Origin of the sequence: Pseudomonas solani (genome assembly GCF_026072635.1) — a bacterium.
Lineage (GTDB): Bacteria > Pseudomonadota > Gammaproteobacteria > Pseudomonadales > Pseudomonadaceae > Metapseudomonas > Metapseudomonas solani.
Window position 1 is genome coordinate 320020 of sequence record NZ_AP023081.1, and the last position, 16831, is coordinate 336850.

The 16831-nt window shown below is 68.1% G+C and carries 15 protein-coding genes; 3 read left to right on the forward strand and 12 right to left on the reverse strand.

Annotated elements, in window-relative coordinates; translation table 11 throughout:
• Positions 1-42: 42 nt before the first annotated feature.
• From PSm6_RS01450 to pedF, 9 genes are all read right to left on the reverse strand, one after another.
• Entirely contained in the window at positions 43-771 is a 729-nt protein-coding gene (locus tag PSm6_RS01450; protein WP_265169327.1) for a response regulator transcription factor, read from the reverse strand.
• Between the two features lie 64 nt (positions 772-835).
• Positions 836-1261, reverse strand: coding sequence for an Hpt domain-containing protein (locus PSm6_RS01455; RefSeq protein ID WP_265169328.1), 426 nt, complete (start codon positions 1259-1261; stop codon positions 836-838).
• Between the two features lie 56 nt (positions 1262-1317).
• Positions 1318-3543: an ATP-binding protein gene (locus PSm6_RS01460; RefSeq protein ID WP_265169329.1), complete on the reverse strand. Its 2226-nt coding sequence runs from the start codon at positions 3541-3543 to the stop codon at positions 1318-1320.
• 143 nt (positions 3544-3686) lie between these two features.
• Entirely contained in the window at positions 3687-5465 is a 1779-nt protein-coding gene (locus PSm6_RS01465; protein WP_043241965.1) for a methanol/ethanol family PQQ-dependent dehydrogenase, read from the reverse strand.
• Between the two features lie 394 nt (positions 5466-5859).
• The gene (locus tag PSm6_RS01470) at positions 5860-6831 is read right to left on the reverse strand and encodes an IS110 family RNA-guided transposase (protein ID WP_265167663.1); all 972 of its coding nucleotides are present in this window, start codon (positions 6829-6831) and stop codon (positions 5860-5862) included.
• Between the two features lie 287 nt (positions 6832-7118).
• Positions 7119-8045, reverse strand: coding sequence for a quinoprotein relay system zinc metallohydrolase 1 (locus PSm6_RS01475; RefSeq protein ID WP_043241967.1), 927 nt, complete (start codon positions 8043-8045; stop codon positions 7119-7121).
• Between the two features lie 2 nt (positions 8046-8047).
• Positions 8048-8803 (reverse strand): quinoprotein dehydrogenase-associated SoxYZ-like carrier, encoded by a 756-nt coding sequence (locus PSm6_RS01480; RefSeq protein WP_043241968.1) that lies wholly within the window; start codon positions 8801-8803, stop codon positions 8048-8050.
• Positions 8804-8834: 31 nt separating this feature from the next.
• Complete coding sequence (locus PSm6_RS01485) at positions 8835-9713, reverse strand: substrate-binding periplasmic protein (RefSeq protein ID WP_043242041.1); 879 nt, start codon at positions 9711-9713, stop codon at positions 8835-8837.
• Positions 9714-9718: 5 nt separating this feature from the next.
• The gene (pedF, locus tag PSm6_RS01490) at positions 9719-10156 is read right to left on the reverse strand and encodes a cytochrome c-550 PedF (RefSeq protein ID WP_021218542.1); all 438 of its coding nucleotides are present in this window, start codon (positions 10154-10156) and stop codon (positions 9719-9721) included.
• A 309-nt stretch (positions 10157-10465) separates the two neighbouring features.
• Here pedF and exaA point away from each other — a divergent pair, with 309 nt between their 5' ends.
• The 3 genes from exaA to PSm6_RS01505 all read left to right on the forward strand — a co-directional run bounded on the left by exaA (position 10466) and on the right by PSm6_RS01505 (position 14525).
• Positions 10466-12337, forward strand: a complete 1872-nt coding sequence (gene exaA, locus PSm6_RS01495; RefSeq protein WP_021218540.1) for a quinoprotein ethanol dehydrogenase — start codon at positions 10466-10468, stop codon at positions 12335-12337.
• A gap of 57 nt (positions 12338-12394) precedes the next feature.
• Entirely contained in the window at positions 12395-13075 is a 681-nt protein-coding gene (locus PSm6_RS01500; RefSeq protein WP_265169330.1) for a pentapeptide repeat-containing protein, read from the forward strand.
• A 133-nt stretch (positions 13076-13208) separates the two neighbouring features.
• On the forward strand, positions 13209-14525 hold the full coding sequence (locus tag PSm6_RS01505; RefSeq protein WP_021218538.1) for a methyl-accepting chemotaxis protein: 1317 nt from the start codon (positions 13209-13211) through the stop codon (positions 14523-14525).
• 218 nt (positions 14526-14743) lie between these two features.
• Here the strand turns inward: PSm6_RS01505 and PSm6_RS01510 are convergent, their stop codons facing one another.
• From PSm6_RS01510 to PSm6_RS01520, 3 genes are read right to left on the reverse strand one after another with little or no spacing between them, the layout of a single operon-like run.
• Positions 14744-15379, reverse strand: a complete 636-nt coding sequence (locus tag PSm6_RS01510; protein WP_043241974.1) for a response regulator — start codon at positions 15377-15379, stop codon at positions 14744-14746.
• 19 nt (positions 15380-15398) lie between these two features.
• Entirely contained in the window at positions 15399-16649 is a 1251-nt protein-coding gene (locus PSm6_RS01515; protein WP_021218536.1) for a HAMP domain-containing sensor histidine kinase, read from the reverse strand.
• Positions 16646-16768, reverse strand: coding sequence for a hypothetical protein (locus tag PSm6_RS01520; RefSeq protein ID WP_021218535.1), 123 nt, complete (start codon positions 16766-16768; stop codon positions 16646-16648). Before PSm6_RS01520 ends, PSm6_RS01515 begins: the two co-directional genes overlap by 4 nt.
• Positions 16769-16831: the final 63 nt, after the last annotated feature.

A 16831-nucleotide genomic window follows, 5' to 3' on the forward strand; every position in this document is an offset into this window, starting at 1 on the left:
AGGAGACGCCGTTCATGCTTGTGAACGGCCATTCATACCCGCCTAGTGAGCGGGGCCGCCGCCGATCTCGTCGTCAGTCGCCAGCCTGTAACCCTTGCCGTAGACGGTCAGGATCAGTTGCGGCCGATTGGCGTTGAGTTCCAGTTTGCGACGCAGGCGTACCACCAGCGCATCCACGGTGCGCACATCGACCTGCTCGTCGGTTCCCTGGCCACGGCGCACGCAGTGGAGCAGATCATGGCGGCTGATGGCGCTGCCGCGCCGCTCGATCAGGCCGATCAGCAGGGCGAACTCGCCGGGCGTGAGGTTAACGTCCTGGCCCTGCGGGTCGTAGATGCGCCGGCGCAGCAGGTCCACGCGAAAACGCCCCAGGTGCAGGTTGAAGTCGCCGACCCGCTCTCCCCCGCCACAGCGGCGCAGCAGGCTGCGCACCTGGGCCTGGAGGATGTTCAGGTTCAGCGGCTTGGTGAGGTAGCCATCGGCGCCGGCATCGAGGCCCACGACCCGGTCGTAGTCCTCGTCGCGCACCGTCACCAGGATGATGCCGAGCTGCGGGTGGCGGCGCCGCAGCTGCGCCGTAACGGTCAGCCCGTCCAGGTCGGGAAGGCCGATGTCCAGCAGCACCAGCGCCGGATTCTGGGCCTGCACCAGTTCCAGGCATTGCCACCCCGAATCGGTGGCGTGCACCTCGTACCCCGCTTTCTGCAGGTAGAGCACCATCATGTCGCGGATCTCGGGAGCATCCTCCACCACCACCAGCTTATCGGCCATCACTCCATTTTCCCTGTTTCGGACCGGCGCGGATTCTGACTCAAAGCGCTGGCGGGTTGCCACCTCATGCGTCAGTTCGCCTCAGGGCAGCTTCGACCGCGAGCCGATCCTCGAGCAGCACCAGATGGCGGTCGAGCACCGCCAGCAACGCCGGGACCTGCTCCGGACGGCGCGTACGCTCCGCTGCCTGGGCCAGTTGATCGAGCCCGAAGTTGAGCGTGCTGCCGCGCAGGCGGTGGCACAGCGCCTCCAGTTGCTCGGTGCCCCGCCCGCCATCGGGCAGCGAGGCGAGCGACGCCCGTATCTCGCGCAACGAGGTGCACAGGGTCGGCAGGAGACGATCGAACAGCGCGGCGCCGAGCCAGCCGCGCAGCATCGCGAGACGCTCCTGGGACAGCTCCTCGGTCTGCTTTCCCGCCATCGGGACGGGCGACTCCCAGCTCTCCAGGACGGCCAGCAAGGCCTCGCGATGCAGGGGTTTGGCCAGCACGCCGCTCAGGCCGGCCTCCCGGCACTGCTGGGGGTCCAGGTCAGCCGCGTTGGCGGTCAGGGCCAGCAGCAGCGGCCTGGGCCCGCTGGCCCCTCGAGAATCCTGCGGCTGGCGGCGAGCCCGTCGATGTCGGGCAGGCGCATGTCCATCAGCACCAGGTCGTAGGGGGTGGCCAGGCAGGAGGCGACCGCTTCGAGGCCGGAGCTGGCCGTGCCGACCTGGCAGCCCCAGCTCTGTAGCAACTCGGCGGTCACCAGGCGGCTGACCTCCACGTCCTCCACCAGCAGCACGCGCATGCCCTGCAGCTGGGCGACCTCGTCCGCGCCCGGCTCGGGCTCGTCGACCTCCGGCCAGGGCAGCGCCAGGCGCATGGTGGTGCCGCGCCCGGGCGCACTGTCCAGGGTCAGCTGCCCGCCGATCAGGGCGGCCAGCCGCGCGCTGATGTACAGGCCCAGGCCGATGCCGGGGCGGTCGGATAGCGGGTCCCGCACGAAGGCGTCGAAGATGCTGGCCTGCAGCTCGGGGCGGATACCGGGGCCGGTGTCCCGAACCTCGATGAGGAGGCCGTCGCCGTCCCTGTCCAGGCGGATGACCACCTCCCCGCTCTCGGTGAACTTCAGGGCATTGCCCAGCAGGTTGAAGAGGATCTGCCGCAGCGGCTTCGGGTTGCCCAGCACGAAGGCCGGCAGGCCGGCCGCGCAGGCGGTCGACAGCCGCAGGGCGCGCGCCTCGGCCTGGGGCTGGAAGATCGCGGCGCACTCCTCGACCAGGCGCACGGGGGAGAAGGCCTGGGCCGGGGGCAGCTCCAGCTGCTCCGCGCGGCTGAGCAGCATCAGGCCGTCGAGCACGTCGGTGAGGCTCTGCGCCGCGCTCTGTACGGTCTCGATGCGCTGCTGCTGGCGACCATCCAGCCCGCCCTGATCGAGGAGCTGGAGGTGCCCCTGGATGGCCACCAAGGGCGTGCGCAGTTCGTGGCTGAGCATCGCCTGGCGCTCCAGCGACTGTTGCGCCTCGTGCAGCGCCTGGTCACGGGCCACCGCCAGCGCCCGGGTGCGCTCGTCGACCCGGGCCTCCAGCGAGGCGTTGAGGCGCTGGAGATCGTCGCGCAACTGGTTGCTGTGCTGCAGCGCGGCGATGACCCGGCTGCCCACCACCAGGCCGTGGGAGAGGAGGAAGAACAGCACCCCCACCGGGATGAGATTGAGCGTCGAGACGCTGAAGGAGTACATCAGCAGGTCGTTGACGATGGTGGCGTCCATCACCACCATCCCCAGCAGCACCCACAGGGCACCCGCCCGGCGACGCCTGGCAGCCAGCAGCAGGGCGCCGAGGAAGTACAGCTCGCTGAGCAGCAGCCACAGGGCACAGGGGTCGCGCAGCAGGGTGAAGAAGTGCGCGGGCAGCAGCAGCGTCAGGGCGGCACCGAGCACACCCACGCCGGCCAGCAGCACCACGAGCCGGCGCGACAGCTCCCTCGGGAACAGGCGCAGCAGGAGGAAGCCGTAGGCCGGCGCGAACAGGTGCCCGGACAGGTACTCGATGCGGTAGATCCAGAGCGCCGGCCATTGGAGGTAGTGGTCCAGCAACTCGCCGCTGGAGGCCGCGCGCATCCCGGCCAGCACCAGCATGGCGGCCAGCGGCGCACCGCCCAGCGAGCGCGCCGCGCTGCGGTCGAGCAGGCCCATGAACAGCGCCATCATGAAGGCCGCGCCGACGGTCAGCAGGTAGAGGGCACGCTGGCGGCTCGCGTCCATCTGCAGCGTCTGCAGGGTGCCGGCCCTGACGGCCATGTCGATGCCGCCCTCGTGGTGGAAGTGGTTGGACAGCTCGATGCGGATGTCCACCTGCGTGTGCCCCTGTGGCAGGGGCACGATGGCCGATTGCAGGCGCGGCACCTCGTCCTGCGCATCGCCCGGCCGCCCGCGCTCCAGCACCAGGGCGCCGTCGACCCAGACCCGCGCCGCCGACTTGAAGTCATCGAAGTACAGCGCCAGCTGGCGGGCATGGGCAGGCAGCAGCAGCTGGCTGCGCAGCTCCACCCGGCCGAACCCCACCTCCCCCCAGAAGGTCGGGGTGCCCTTGCCCCAGGTGAAGGGGATGCGCACCTGCTGCTCGGCGCGCTCCGGCTCGATCCAGGTCAGCCGCCAGTCGCCGTCCAGCGCGTGCATGGGCTGCAGCTCGGGGTTCCAGTCACGCAGGTCGATGGGGGCGACGGCCTGTGCCGGTGCGGCGAGCAGCCACGACAGCAGGAAGAGGCAGGGAAGCAGGCTGAGACGGATCACGAGCGAGGCGCTCCTCGGGACGAGAGGCCGGCACGCAACGCTGACGGCGGGGAGCGCAGTCTAGGGGATGAGGAGGCAGGCTGTGAATCCACCCCGCCGGAGTGGGCAGAGCGCGGCGGCACCGGGCCGCCGCGCCCGCTCCGTCAGCGCTTGGCCACTAGGTCCTTGGGCAGCTTGAAGGTCCAGATCATGCCGCCCTGGTCCAGGTCCTTGATGCGCTTGGCCACCTCGCCGCCCCACAGCGGCACGGCGCCGCCCCAGCCGGAGACCACGGTGACGTACTGCTCGCCGTCCATCTCCCAGGTGACCGGGGAGGCGATCACGCCGGAGCCGGTGTTGAACTCGTAGAGCTTCTTGCCGGTCCTGGCGTCGAAGGCCATCAGGAAGCCTTCCGGGTTGCCGGTGAACACCAGGTTGCCCTTGGTGGCCAGCACGCCGCCCCACAGCGGCGCGTAGTTTTCATAGCGCCAGACTTGCTTGCCGGTCTTCGGGTCGATGGCGCGCAGCACGCCGATGTAGCCTTCGTTCAGCGGCTTGATGGTGAAGCCCGCGCCCAGGTAGGCCGCGCCCTTCTTGTAGGTCACGCCCTCGTTCCACATATCCATGCCCCACTCGTTGGAGGGCACGTAGAACAGGCCGGTGTCCTGGCTGTAGGCCATGGGCATCCAGTTCTTGCCGCCGAGGAAGGACGGCGCGACGAACACCGAGGTGCCCTTCTTCGCATCCCCCGGTGCACCGGGGCGGTGGGCGTCGTCGTAGATGGGCCGGCCGTTCTTGTCCAGGCCCTTGGCCCAGGTGACCTTGTCGACGAAGGGGAAGCCACGGATGAATTTGCCGTTGGTGCGGTCGAGCACATAGAAGAAGCCGTTGCGGTCGGCGGTGCCGGCGGCCTTGATGGTCTTGCCGCCATCCTGGTAGTCGAACGACACCAGCTCGTTGACGCCGTCGTAGTCCCAGCCGTCGTGCGGGGTGGTCTGGAAGTGCCACTTGATCGAGCCGTCCTCCGGGTTCAGCGCCAGGCGCGAGGAGGAGAACAGGTTGTCGCCGGGGCGCAGGTGGGAGTTCCACGGCGAGGGGTTGCCGGTGCCGATGAACAGCGAGTCGGTGCTCGGGTCGTAGTAGCCGCCCAGCCAGGGCGCGGCGCCGCCGGTCTTCCACAGGTCGCCCGGCCAGGTCTTGCCCGCTTCGCCGCCGGAGATGCCGTTCTCCACAGCCTTGCCGTCCTTGTAGACGTAGCCCATGTGGCCTTCCACGGTGGGGCGGCTCCACAGCAGGTTGCCGGTGGCGGGGTCATAGGCCTCGATCTTGCCGACCACGCCGAACTCGCCGCCGGCGACGCCGGTGATCAGCTTGCCCTTGGCGATCAGCGGTGCGGCGGAGATGGAGTAGCCGGCCTTGTAGTCGGCCACGGTCTTCTTCCACACCACCTTGCCGGTGTCCTTGTTCAGCGCCACCAGCTTGGCGTCGAGGGTGCCGAAGATCACCAGGTCGCCGTACAGGGCCACGCCCCGGTTGATCACGTCGCAGCAGGGCATGATGCCGTCGGGCAGGCGCGCGTCGTACTGCCAGAGCTTCTTGCCGGTGCGCGCGTCAGCGGCGAACACCCGCGAGTAGGAGGCGGTGACGTACATCACGCCGTCCTTGATCAGCGGCTGCGCCTGCTGGCCGCGCTGCTTCTCGCCGCCGAAGGACAGCGCCCAGACCGGGCGCAGTTCCTTGACGTTGTCGGTGTTGAGCGTGTCCAGCGTGCTGTAGCGCTGGCCCTGCTGGTTGAGGCCGTTGACCACGATCTGGTCATTGCGCTTGCCGGCATCGCTGATGTCCTGGTCGGTGACGCCCGCCCAGGCCGACAGGCTGGCGAGGGTCATGGCGGCGAACAGCGCCGTGCGGACGAAAGGCTGGGTGAAACCGGTGGGGTTCATTGCGGCTACCTCTGCGGGCTTGTTGTTGTCATCCGGGAAAATTTCCCGGTCTGCCGCGAATTCTTGGTTCGCCCGCCCTCCCCGCCAATTCACCTCAGTGCGGAGATTCGTAGTTCCTTGGTAGCAATACCGGCCCACCCGGTTCCAGGGGCGCTGGGTGGGCACAGGATCGGCGTAGGTGGGCTTGGGCGTGGGTCGGCGGGTGGGCGGGTGGGCGTAGGGTGGGCTTCAGCCCACCGCTCCCGCTCCCAGCCCCAGGCAACGAACGATCGGGCACGACGGCGTGCCCCACCCGACTCCATCTGGTGGAGGTAAAGAGCGACCTCCACCCTACGCCCAGGGGGTACGCCTGCGCTGGGTGGGAACGCAGAACAGGTAGATACCGTCTTGATCCCTAGTGAGCAAGGGCCAGTTTTACGTCGTACGGCTGGCCCGATTTCAAGACGCCATAAGCGATGTTCAGCAGCTTACGCATCGCTGCGCAGATGATCTGCATGCCGGTCTTGCCCTTGGCTCTGAGGCGTTCTCTCATCGCTTTGATCGCCCCGTTGTGCTGCAGGGCGCAAACGGCAGGCATGTACAGCCCAGCACGCAGCCGCGATGAGCCCATCTTGGAAATGCGGGTCTGCCCCCGGTACTTACCAGACTCCTGCAAACGCGGATTGAGCCCGGCAAAGGCGGTAATCGCGCGGCTGCTGGTGAAGCGATGAGGGTCGCCCAGCTCCGCCAGGATCAGGGCGGCTGTCTTGTCCGCGATGCCATCGATGCTGGTCAACAGATCACGTTTGCCGCGCAGATCCGGGTCATTGTCGATGTGGTTGTTGATGGCCTTGAGGGTTTCCTCGATCTGTTGCTCGATGTGCCGCAACACTGAGCGGATCGACTCCTGCACGCTGGTATCGGCCACCTCCAGGCGATTGCTCTCCATCTGCTGGATTTCCTGCAGATCCGCCAGGCGCCGCATCAGTGCTTTCAGGCGCCGTATGGCGCGAGGTTCAGGCTGCCAGGGCCGTAGCTCATCTTGGTGGCGCTCGCCGTATTCGGCGATCAGCTTGGCGTCGACCTTGTCAGTTTTCACGCGCTGCAGCTGACTGCGGGCGTAGTGAGCGATTTGCGCTGGGTTGAGGACGCAGACCCGATAGTTCTGCTCCAGCAGCCATTCGGCCAGGGCTTCATGGTGGATGCCGGTGGCTTCCATCACGACCCAGGCACCCGCCTCGCTGTGCTTGTTCAGCCACTCCTGCAGCGTGCGAAAGCCCGCCTCGCTGTTGGCCAACTTGGCCTTGGTGCGGTACTTGCCGTTCGCCTGCAGGGTGGCGATATCAAACGTGTGCTTCGCAATGTCGACACCAATGACACTGGGCATGTGTGCTCCTCCTGATCGTTCCAAATGCGATCATCACTGCACCCGGCCCAACCTTGTGAATGCGAGCTCTGGGCTCAAGATACCGTTCGGGCTGTTCGAGTGAGTGTGGAGGGGCGGAGCACTATCTACGTCGCAGGCTCAGGGCCTAAGGGTGGACACGACTTCCAGCCCCTCCCCCGATGATCAGTCGGGAACTATTACCCCTGAAGGGGTAGTTAGTCGAGATACAAGGGTGGACGACGCTTCACCCGTCCACCATGCGGAGCGCGTCGTGGCACCGCTGCGCCTCACTCAGCCAATGGCAGGCGTTCGCGCTCGTAGCGCGGGTAAAGGTGGCTGACGCTGCGCACCAGCTCGTAGCGGGTCAGGCTGATGCCGGCGAAGCGTTCGGGGATGGGCGCGCGGATCAGCTCGTTCATCTCCGCGCCGCGTTTCGCGCCGTCGCGCAGCAGGCCGTCGAGCCAGCCGAGGTAGTCGCGCATCTGGGTGAAGATCGCGTCATCGCGGGCCACCGGGCCGTGGCCGGGCACCAGCAGTTTCCAGGGCAGCGCCTGGAGCTGGTCGAGGTCGGCGAGCCAAACGTCCAGCCCCGGGCTGTTGGGGGTGGTCAGGGCCCGCTGGTAGAACAGCAAATCACCGCCGAAGAGCACGCCGGTGCGCTCGTCGAGGATCGCCAGGTCCGCCCCGGTGTGGCCGCGCAGGGCCAGCAGGCGCAGCGGGTGGCCACCGATGCTGAAGGTGCCGGGGGTGACCGCCTCGGTGGGCAGCAGCACCTCGGTGCCGCGCATCCAGTCGCCCACCAGGCGGTACATGTTCTCGGCCATGGCGTCGCCCTGCTGGCGCAGCAGTTCGGTGGTGCCGGGCAAGGCGGCGATGGGCACGTCGGCGAAGGCCTGGTTGCCCAGCGCGTGGTCCGGGTGGTGGTGGGTGATCAGCACCCGGACCACCGGCTGCGGGGTGACCCGTGCGATGGCCTGGCGCATCGCCTCGCCGTAGCGCCTGGAGGGGCCGCTGTCGATCACCACCACGCCGTCGTCGGTGACGATGAAGGCGGTGTTGACCACGTTGCCGCCATTGCCCGCCGCGAAGTTGTCGGTGCTGCCTTCCAGCAGCCAGGTGCCTTCGGCGATCTGCCGGGGTTGCAGGGTGTAGTCCAGCTCGGCGCGGGACAGCAGCGGCAGCACGACGAGGAACACCAGCACGAGCAGGCGCATGCCTAGAGCCCCCCTTCGAATTCGTTGCCGTTGTTGTCGCGCAGCCACAGGCGCGCGCCTGCGTGGCCCTTCACGTCCAGGCTGAGGGTGGGGTTCTCGGCCACGGCCGGGAACAGCTCCAGGGTCGCCAGGGGCTTGCCGTCGGCGTCGCGCAGTTCGGCCTGGTTGAGGAAGAACTCGGGGATGCCGCCCACCAGGCCGTTGTCCATCGGGTGGTCGACGCGCAGGCGCAGGCGTTCGTCGTCCCCCAGGGGAAAGCGCGCGGCGTGGATCTGCCCCAGGCGGTCCTCCCAGCCCGGTTGCGCGCGCACCACGCTGGGCGCGGTGCAGCCGCCGCCGGCGGCGTCGATCCAGGCCGAGCCGATGTGCCAGACGCCATCCTCGGTCAGCGCCGCCGCGCGGATCGGCGTGGCCTGCTCGATGCGGATGCGGATCGCCACCACCGGCAATACGGCATCGCCGGGGCGGAAGTCGAACACCCGGGGAATGGGGTTGAGCTCGGCCCAGGCCATGACTCGCGTCACCTTGCCCGGCAGCGCCCGGGCGTCCACCTGGATCGGCACCTGGCGGGCGTCCTCGGCGAAGGGCGGCGCCAGCAGCTGCACGCGGTCGTCGAAGACGTAGGGCGCGCCGTCGAGGATGCGCTGGTGGTGGAAGTCCCACATCACCGAGGGCATCGGGTCCTTGCCCGGGTCGGGCGCAGCGAGGGCCTGGGCACCCAGGCACAAGCCCAGCAGCAGCGTGGTCAGGTGGCGCATGGCGGTTCTCCCTGGCAGGCCGGGGCCCACCTCATTGCACGTCCTGGTAGAGGCCGGGCAGCTCGTAGGTCAGCCCGTAGCGGGCGTATATAGCGGCCAGCCGGCCATCGCGGACCATCGCCTCCACCTCCATGTCCAGCGCGTTGGAAAGCTGGCGGTTGGACTCGTGCACCGCCATGCCGATGTCCCACAGGGGCTGGCCGAGGTTGGGGTAGGTGGTGTCGGAGGATTGCAGCGCCGGGTCGGCGGCCTGGTGCAGCAGCCACTGCAGCTCGCCGCGCAGGGCCATCACCGCGTCCACCTCGGCGCCCTGCAGGGCGGTGAAGGCGGCGGCCGGGCTCGGGTAGTGGCGGGTGTTGGCGCTGAGCTGGCCGTTGAACACCGAGGTCAGGTAGAAGGACGGCACGCTCTCCAGCTCGACGCCGATGGGGTGCAGGCGGAACACGCCGATGCTGTCCACCGCCGGCAGGCGCCGGGTGTCGTGCACCAGGTGCCAGCGCTCGCGCTGGTAGGGGGCGAAGATCACCACCTGTTCGTTGACCAACTCGCCCACGTCGTTGCGCCGCGCGGTGTAGTCACGGTCGTAGGGCACGCGCAGCATCAGGTCCGCGAGCAATTTGGGGCGCAGGTAGTGGCCCTTCCAGATGTAGTTGCGCAGGTCGTCGTCGAGCTTCTCGCCGGGGGTCACCCAGATCAGCTCGGCCTTCAGCCCCAGCGCTGCGGCCAGGGCATTGGCCAGGTCGACGTCGACGCCGCGGGCCTGGCCGTCCTGCTGGAAGCTGTAGGGCGGGAAGTTCTCGTAGACCGCGACCTTGAGCACCCCCGAGGCGAGGATGTCGTCATAGGGGCGGACCTGCGCCTGCGCCAGCGGCAGGCACAGCAACCAGCACAGCAGGGCGAGCAGGCGCATGGCGATCACTCTTCGACGTGGACGCTTTCCAGGTAGGAGCGGATGGCCCAGAGCGCTTCCTGGCTGAGGAAGTCGGCCATCTTCGGCATGTACACCGCGCCGTCGCGCACCGCGCCGTTGATCACCCGTTCCTTGAACCACTCGTCGCCATCGGCGCTGATTTCCAGCAGGCGCAGGTCAGGGGCGATGCCACCGGACTTGGCTTCCAGGCCGTGGCAACGGGCGCAGTTCTGGTTGTAGGCCGAGGAACCGATCTCCACCGCCAGGGCGTTCTTCTCATAGGGCGCGCGGTAGGGGTTGGTGTCGCGCCATTCCTTGCCCAGGGGCTCCAGGCCATCGGTGTTGACGGCCTGCGGCACGACATCGCCATGGGCCAGGGCAAGACCGGTGAGGCTCAGACCGGCAAGGAACATCAGGCCACGCAGGGCGTTCTTGTTATTCATGACTTCCATCCTCTTCGAGATGCTGGGCAAGGCGAACGCTCGGCAGGAGCGTGGTGACGAGGATGGTAAGGAGCCGTCGATAACGGCCGAATGCTGCTTTGGTGGCCGCGCCCTACTCCCTTGGTAGCAGGCCGGGCGGAGGTGTATCGAGGCGCTTTGGCAGCGGTTCCAAGTCATGCCCGCACTGGGAAGTTTTCCCGGCAAGCGCGGGAGTTTTTCCGTATCCCGCAGGCGGTGGCGCTTCCAGTATTCGAAGCGCCAGGACGCCAGGTGGCGCACTGGTCCACAACGACCACGGGAACCGCACACATGACAACAAGATCGCACCCCCAACCTGCCAGCCCGCTCAGCCTCGCCATCAAGGGCCTCCTGCTCGCCGGTGGCCTCGCCGCCAGCGCCGGGGCCTTCGCCGCCAACGTGACCTGGGAAGACATCGCCAACGACCATGTCTCGGTCAAGGACGTGCTGCAGTACGGCATGGGCACCAACGCCCAGCGCTGGAGCCCCCTGGCCCAGGTCAACGACCAGAACGTGTTCAAGCTGGTGCCGGCCTGGTCCTACTCCTTCGGCGACGAGAAGCAGCGCGGCCAGGAATCCCAGGCGATCGTGCGCGACGGTGTGGTCTACGTCACCGGCTCCTACTCCCGCGTGTTCGCCCTCGACGCCAAGACCGGCAAGCGCCTGTGGGTCTACAACCACCGCCTGCCCGACGACATCCGCCCCTGCTGCGACGTGGTCAACCGCGGCGCCGCCATCTACGGCGACAAGATCTTCTTCGGCACCCTGGACGGCCGCCTGGTGGCGCTGAACAAGGACACCGGCAAGGTGGTGTGGAACAAGAAGTTCGGCGATCACACCGCCGGCTACACCATGACCGGGGCCCCGACCCTGATCAAGGACCAGAAGACCGGCAAGACCCTGCTGATCCACGGCAGCTCCGGTGACGAATTCGGCGTGGTCGGCCAGCTCTACGCCCGCGACCCGGACACCGGCGAGGAAGTCTGGATGCGCCCCTTCGTCGAGGGCCACATGGGCCGCCTCAATGGCAAGGACAGCACCCCGACGGGCGATGTGAAGGCGCCCTCCTGGCCGGACGACAAGAACTCCCCGACCGGCAAGGTCGAGGCCTGGAGCCACGGTGGCGGCGCCCCCTGGCAGAGCGCCAGCTTCGACGCCGAGACCAACACCATCATCGTTGGCGCGGGCAACCCCGGCCCCTGGAACACCTGGGCGCGCACCGCCAAGGGCGGCAACCCCCACGACTACGACAGCCTCTACACCTCCGGCCAGGTGGGCGTGGACCCGAGCACCGGCGAGGTGAAGTGGTTCTACCAGCACACCCCGAACGACGCCTGGGACTTCTCCGGCAACAACGAGCTGGTGCTGTTCGACTACAAGGGCAAGGACGGCAAGGTGGTGAAAGCCACCGCCCACGCCGACCGCAACGGCTTCTTCTATGTGGTGGACCGCACCAACGGCAAGCTGCAGAACGCCTTCCCCTTCGTCGACAACATCACCTGGGCCAGCCACATCGACCTGAAGACCGGCCGCCCGGTGGAGAACGAAGGCCAGCGCCCGCCGCTGCCCGAGCCGGGCCAGAAGCACGGCAAGGCGGTGGAGGTCTCCCCGCCCTTCCTCGGCGGCAAGAACTGGAACCCCATGGCCTACAGCCAGGACACCGGCCTGTTCTACGTGCCGGCCAACAACTGGAAGGAGGACTACTGGACCGAGGAGGTGAACTACAAGAAAGGCTCCGCCTACCTGGGCATGGGCTTCCGCATCAAGCGCATGTACGACGACCACGTCGGCAGCCTGCGCGCCATGGACCCGACCACCGGCAAGGTGGTGTGGGAACACAACGAGCACCTGCCGCTCTGGGCCGGCGTACTCGCCACCAAGGGCAACCTGGTGTTCACCGGCACCGGCGACGGCTTCTTCAAGGCCTTCGACGCGAAAACCGGCAAGGAGCTGTGGAAGTTCCAGACCGGCAGCGGCATCGTCTCCCCGCCCATCACCTGGGAACAGGACGGCGAGCAGTACATCGGCGTGACCGTCGGCTACGGCGGCGCCGTGCCGCTGTGGGGCGGCGACATGGCCGAGCTGACCAAGCCGGTGGCCCAGGGCGGCTCGTTCTGGGTGTTCAAGCTGCCGAGCTGGGACAACAAGACCGCCAGCCGCTGACCCTCCCCGGCGCGCCTGCGGGCGCGCCGACTCCCCTGCCACGCACCAGGAGCCGTCATGAACTACCTGCCCATGTTCCTTCCCCTGCTGATGCTGGTCGTCGGGCTCGCCTGGGCCCAGGCCCCCGCCCCGCAAGCCGAAACCGCCACCGAGGACGCCGTCCGGGTGATCGGCGGCTGCCGCCTGGAGCCGGAAAGCCAATGCCCCGGCGCCGACCTGCGCAATGCCGACCTGCGCAACCTCGACCTGCACAAGATCAACCTGGCCGGGGCCGACCTCTCCGGCGCCGACCTGCGCCACGCCAACCTCGACCTGGCCAACCTGGAGAAAGCCCAGCTGGTGGGCAGCAACCTGACCCGCGCCAGCCTGCAGCAGAGCAACCTGCGCGTGGCCAACCTCAGTGGCGCCCGCCTGGTGGCGGTGCAGGGCTGGGGCCTGTTCGGCCAGGGCGCGCAGTTCAAGGGCGCCGACCTGACCGCCGCCTACCTGGAGTTCGCCCGCCTCTCCGGCGCCAAGCTGCACGACGCCAACCTCAGCGCCGCCGACCTGGAAATGACCTGGCTCAGCCGCGCCGACCTCAAGGGCGCCCGCCTCAACGACGCCAACCTGCAGGAAGCCAAGCTGGGCGACGCCAACCTGGAGAACGCCGACCTCAGCGGCGCCCGCCGCCACTACGCGTCGTTCCAGGGGGTGAACATGGAAGGCTGCCGGGAATGCCCGGTGGATTGGGAAAAATAATGCTCGGGCGGCGCGCGTCTACACTTCAGGCGTCGCGCCCCAACGATTTTTCTGTCATCTGATTTAAGAAAGTTCTGTCAGGGCCGATGAGCTGACCAAGCGCCTCCACACTCTCAGCCAACGGGTTCCGACCATGTTCAACACAAGCTTGAAAAAGGAACTGGAGCACCTTCGGGAGGAAAATGCCCGAGCCCAGCAGATCAAGGAATCCATCTTCCAGGAAATGCTGGTGATGGAGATCGACCTCCAGGGTCGCATCCTGTCCGTCAACGAAAACTTCCTCAACGAGTTGCAGTATCGCCGTGACACCATCATCGGCCGCACGCTCGAAGAGCTCATTCCACAGGCCTTCCACCGCGACCCCAACTACCTGAAGATGCGCCAGGGCCTGGCCAACGGCGAGCACTTCAACGGCGCGTACCGGCTGCTCCGCGGCGATGGCCGCGAGGCCTGGCTGCGCTGCATCTGGCAACCGATCCGCGACGGGCGCGGACAGATCCAGAGCGTGGTGGTGTGCGCCAACGACCTGACCCGCACTATCGAGACCGCCAAGGAGCACGAGGGCCTGATCAATGCCCTGCTGCGCTCCACCGCGGTGATCGAGTTCAACCTCAAGGGTGAGGTGCTCAACGCCAACCAGCGCTTCCTCGATGCCATGGGCTACCGCCTGGAGCAGATCAAGGGCAAGCACCACAGCGTCTTCTGCGATCCGGAGGAATCCAGCTCACCTGCGTACCGGGAGTTCTGGGCCAAGCTGCTGCGCGGCGAGTTCGTGGTTGGGCGCTTCAAGCGCGTCGACGCCCACGGCCGCGACGTCTGGCTGGAGGCCTCCTACAACCCGGTGCACGACACCAACGACCAGCTCTACAAGGTGGTGAAGTTCGCCACCGTGATCACCGACCAGGTGAACCAGGAGCAGGCCGTGGCCGAGGCGGCGAACATCGCCTACAGCACCTCCCAGCAGACCGACGCCACGGCGCAGAAAGGCGCCTCGGTGGTCAGCCAGACGGTCAACGTCATGCGCCTGATCACCAACCAGGTGCAGGAAGCGGCCGAAGGCATCGAGGCGCTGGACAAGCAGTCGCAACTGATCAGTTCGATCATCAAGACCATCAGCGGCATCGCCTCGCAGACCAACCTGCTGGCCCTCAACGCCGCCATCGAGGCGGCCCGCGCGGGCGAGCAGGGCCGCGGCTTCGCGGTGGTCGCCGACGAAGTGCGCCAGCTGGCCGGGCGCACCAGCCAGGCGGCCGAGGAAATCGTCGAGGTCGTGCAGCAGAACCAGAGCCTGGCCCAGGCGGCGGTGGACAGCATGTCCAGCAGCCGCCACCACGCCGAGCAGGGGCTGAACCTGGCCAACGAGGCCGGCTCGGTAATCGTCGAAATCCAGGACGGCGCCCAGCGCGTGGTCAGCGCCGTGGGGCAGTTCGCCAGCCAGCTGAAGACCTGAGGTGGAATAGCCTGGCGGGGGCTGTGGGAGCGGTTGCAGCCGCGATGTCCGCGCGAGTAAACATCCACGCTCCTAGATCATGTTTTGGCCCCCATCTGGCCTCGGAACATGCAACCGTCGCTCACTTCGGACGTAGGGTGTGGCGCACCCTACGGCACGCACTCATCCTGTCGAGTCCTCAGCTCAAGTCGTCACAGCAGAGCCGATGCCCTGCCCTATCACCCCAGCCGCAATACCCCGGTATCGATGGCCAGGTGCACCAGCTCCGCCTGGGAGCTGACCTGCAGCTTGTTCTTCAGCATCGTCAGGTAGTTGGAAACCGTCTTGGCGCTGATGCACAGGTGCTCGGCGATGCTGCGTGCGGGCATGCCGCGGGCGAGCATGGTGAAGATTTCCAGCTCGCGCTGGGTCATGCCGGAGAGGCGCGGGTCGCCGGCCTGGTGCGCCGGGTGGCAGGCGAGCTGGGTGGCCAGGGGCTGCTCGATGTAGGCGTGCCCGGCGAGGATGCGCCGCACCGCTTCCACCAGCACCTCGGGCGCGGAGTTCTTGGTGATGTAGCCGGCGGCACCGGCGTCCAGGGCCTGGCGCACCAGGGGCAGCTCGTCGTGCATGCTGAAGAACAGCACGCGCAACTGCGGCAGGCGTTGGCGCAGCCGGCGGGTGGTTTCCAGGCCGCTGATGCCCGGCAGCGAGAGGTCCATCACCACCAGGTTGGGAATGCTGTCCTGCACCAGTTGCAAGGCCTGCTCGCCGCTGGCCGCTTCGCTCACCTCCACCTCGGGCAGCAGGCCGCGCAGCAGGCTGGCGTAGCCCTGGCGCACCACGGAATGGTCGTCCACCAGCAGAATCTTCATCGCAGGTTCTCCAGGTTGTTCAGGCTTCGCCCAGGGGAATGCTCAGGCGCACCAGCCAGCCGCCGCCGGCGCGGGTGCGCAGGCGCAGATCGCCGCCCAGGCAGCGCGCCCGCTCCAGCATGGAACGCAGGCCGATGCCGGGCCGTGGCGGCTGCACCGCGCCCCGGCCGTTGTCGCCCACCAGCAGGCGCAGGCGCCGGCCGCGGCGCTCCAGGCGCACGCTCACCGCACTGGCATCGGCGTGGCGGGCGATGTTGGTCAGGGCTTCCTGCAACAGGCGGTAGAGATGGGCCTGGTCGGCGGTGGGCAGCACCGGCAGGTCCTCGCCCAGGCGCAACTGGCAATCGACGCCCTGGGCGCTGCGCCACTGCTCGGTGAGCAGCTCGATGGCCTCGCCCAGGTGCAGGCGCTCCAGCACCACGGGGTAAAGGTCACGCACCAGCGCGCGGAAGCTGTCCTGCATGCGCTGGCAGTTGTCCTCCAGGCTGCGCAGGGTGGCACCGGCGCCCGGCGCCTGGCCGGTCATGGAGCGCAACAGCAGCAGCTGCGCGCGGATGCCGGCGAGGTACTGGCCGATGTCGTCGTGCAGGGCCAGGGCCAGGTGCTTGCGCTCGTGCTCCTGCAGCGCCAGCAGGGCGCGGGTCAGCTCGGCGTTGTCGTTGCGCACCTGCTCCAGGGTGCTGGCCATCTCGTTGAAGTGGCCGGCCAGCAGGCGTGCCTCGTGCAGCGAAGGCTGGTTGAGGCGTACCGCCAGGCGGCCCCGGGCGATCTCGTCGAAGCCGGCGCGCAGCTCGTCGAGCACCCGCAGGCCCCGGCGTACCGCGACGCGGATGGCCAGCAGGCTGAGGCCCAGGGCCAGGCCGAACAGCACCAGCAACTGGATGAGGGAGTCCTCCACCTCGTCCATCTCGTCCGCCGGGTCGACGCTGATCAGCACGCGGCGGCCATCGTCCAGTTGCAGCGGCTCGCCGTACTGCTCGGCGGGCGGGAACAGCCGCGCACCGAGCCAAGCGTCCAGGCCGCGTGGTTGTGAGGGCGTCTCGCCCTGCCAGTGGATGCGCACATGGCGCAGGCCCCGCGCCAGGGCCGACTCCAGGGCCTTGGGGTCGCGCCGGGCGGCCTCGTGCAGGTACTCGACCACCGCGCGCGCGGCCACCATCTCGCGTTGCACGTCCTGGCTGGCCTGGCGCAGCAGCACCCCGGTACAGACCAGTGCCACTGCGGCGAAGAACAGCACCACCAGCAGGTTGATGCGGCCGAGGGTGCTCATCGCCCGAGGCCCGATGAAAACGCCGCGGGGGGCGCAGCGGGGGACGCACGGAAGCCATCCACGCCGATCAGGCTGAGGATCAGCAGCACGGGCAGCAGCAGGGTCTTGAGCACACGCATGGCCGGGCCTCCCGGTCTCGTTCTTGTGCCTCCATGCTAGGGCCTGGGGCGGGCGGGCGGGTT

What these genes read in the sequence shown, in the direction of transcription:
- PSm6_RS01450 (WP_265169327.1), bottom strand. Translation starts at nt 771, where the DNA reads ATGGCCGATAAGCTGGTGGTGGTGGAGGATGCTCCCGAGATCCGCGAC.
- PSm6_RS01465 (WP_043241965.1), bottom strand. Translation starts at nt 5,465, where the DNA reads ATGAACCCCACCGGTTTCACCCAGCCTTTCGTCCGCACGGCGCTGTTC.
- PSm6_RS01470 (WP_265167663.1), bottom strand. Translation starts at nt 6,831, where the DNA reads ATGCCCAGTGTCATTGGTGTCGACATTGCGAAGCACACGTTTGATATC.
- PSm6_RS01475 (WP_043241967.1), bottom strand. Translation starts at nt 8,045, where the DNA reads ATGCGCCTGCTCGTGCTGGTGTTCCTCGTCGTGCTGCCGCTGCTGTCC.
- PSm6_RS01480 (WP_043241968.1), bottom strand. Translation starts at nt 8,803, where the DNA reads ATGCGCCACCTGACCACGCTGCTGCTGGGCTTGTGCCTGGGTGCCCAG.
- PSm6_RS01485 (WP_043242041.1), bottom strand. Translation starts at nt 9,713, where the DNA reads ATGCGCCTGCTCGCCCTGCTGTGCTGGTTGCTGTGCCTGCCGCTGGCG.
- pedF (WP_021218542.1), bottom strand. Translation starts at nt 10,156, where the DNA reads ATGAATAACAAGAACGCCCTGCGTGGCCTGATGTTCCTTGCCGGTCTG.
- exaA (WP_021218540.1), top strand. Translation starts at nt 10,466, where the DNA reads ATGACAACAAGATCGCACCCCCAACCTGCCAGCCCGCTCAGCCTCGCC.
- PSm6_RS01500 (WP_265169330.1), top strand. Translation starts at nt 12,395, where the DNA reads ATGAACTACCTGCCCATGTTCCTTCCCCTGCTGATGCTGGTCGTCGGG.
- PSm6_RS01505 (WP_021218538.1), top strand. Translation starts at nt 13,209, where the DNA reads ATGTTCAACACAAGCTTGAAAAAGGAACTGGAGCACCTTCGGGAGGAA.
- PSm6_RS01510 (WP_043241974.1), bottom strand. Translation starts at nt 15,379, where the DNA reads ATGAAGATTCTGCTGGTGGACGACCATTCCGTGGTGCGCCAGGGCTAC.
- PSm6_RS01515 (WP_021218536.1), bottom strand. Translation starts at nt 16,649, where the DNA reads ATGAGCACCCTCGGCCGCATCAACCTGCTGGTGGTGCTGTTCTTCGCC.
- PSm6_RS01520 (WP_021218535.1), bottom strand. Translation starts at nt 16,768, where the DNA reads ATGCGTGTGCTCAAGACCCTGCTGCTGCCCGTGCTGCTGATCCTCAGC.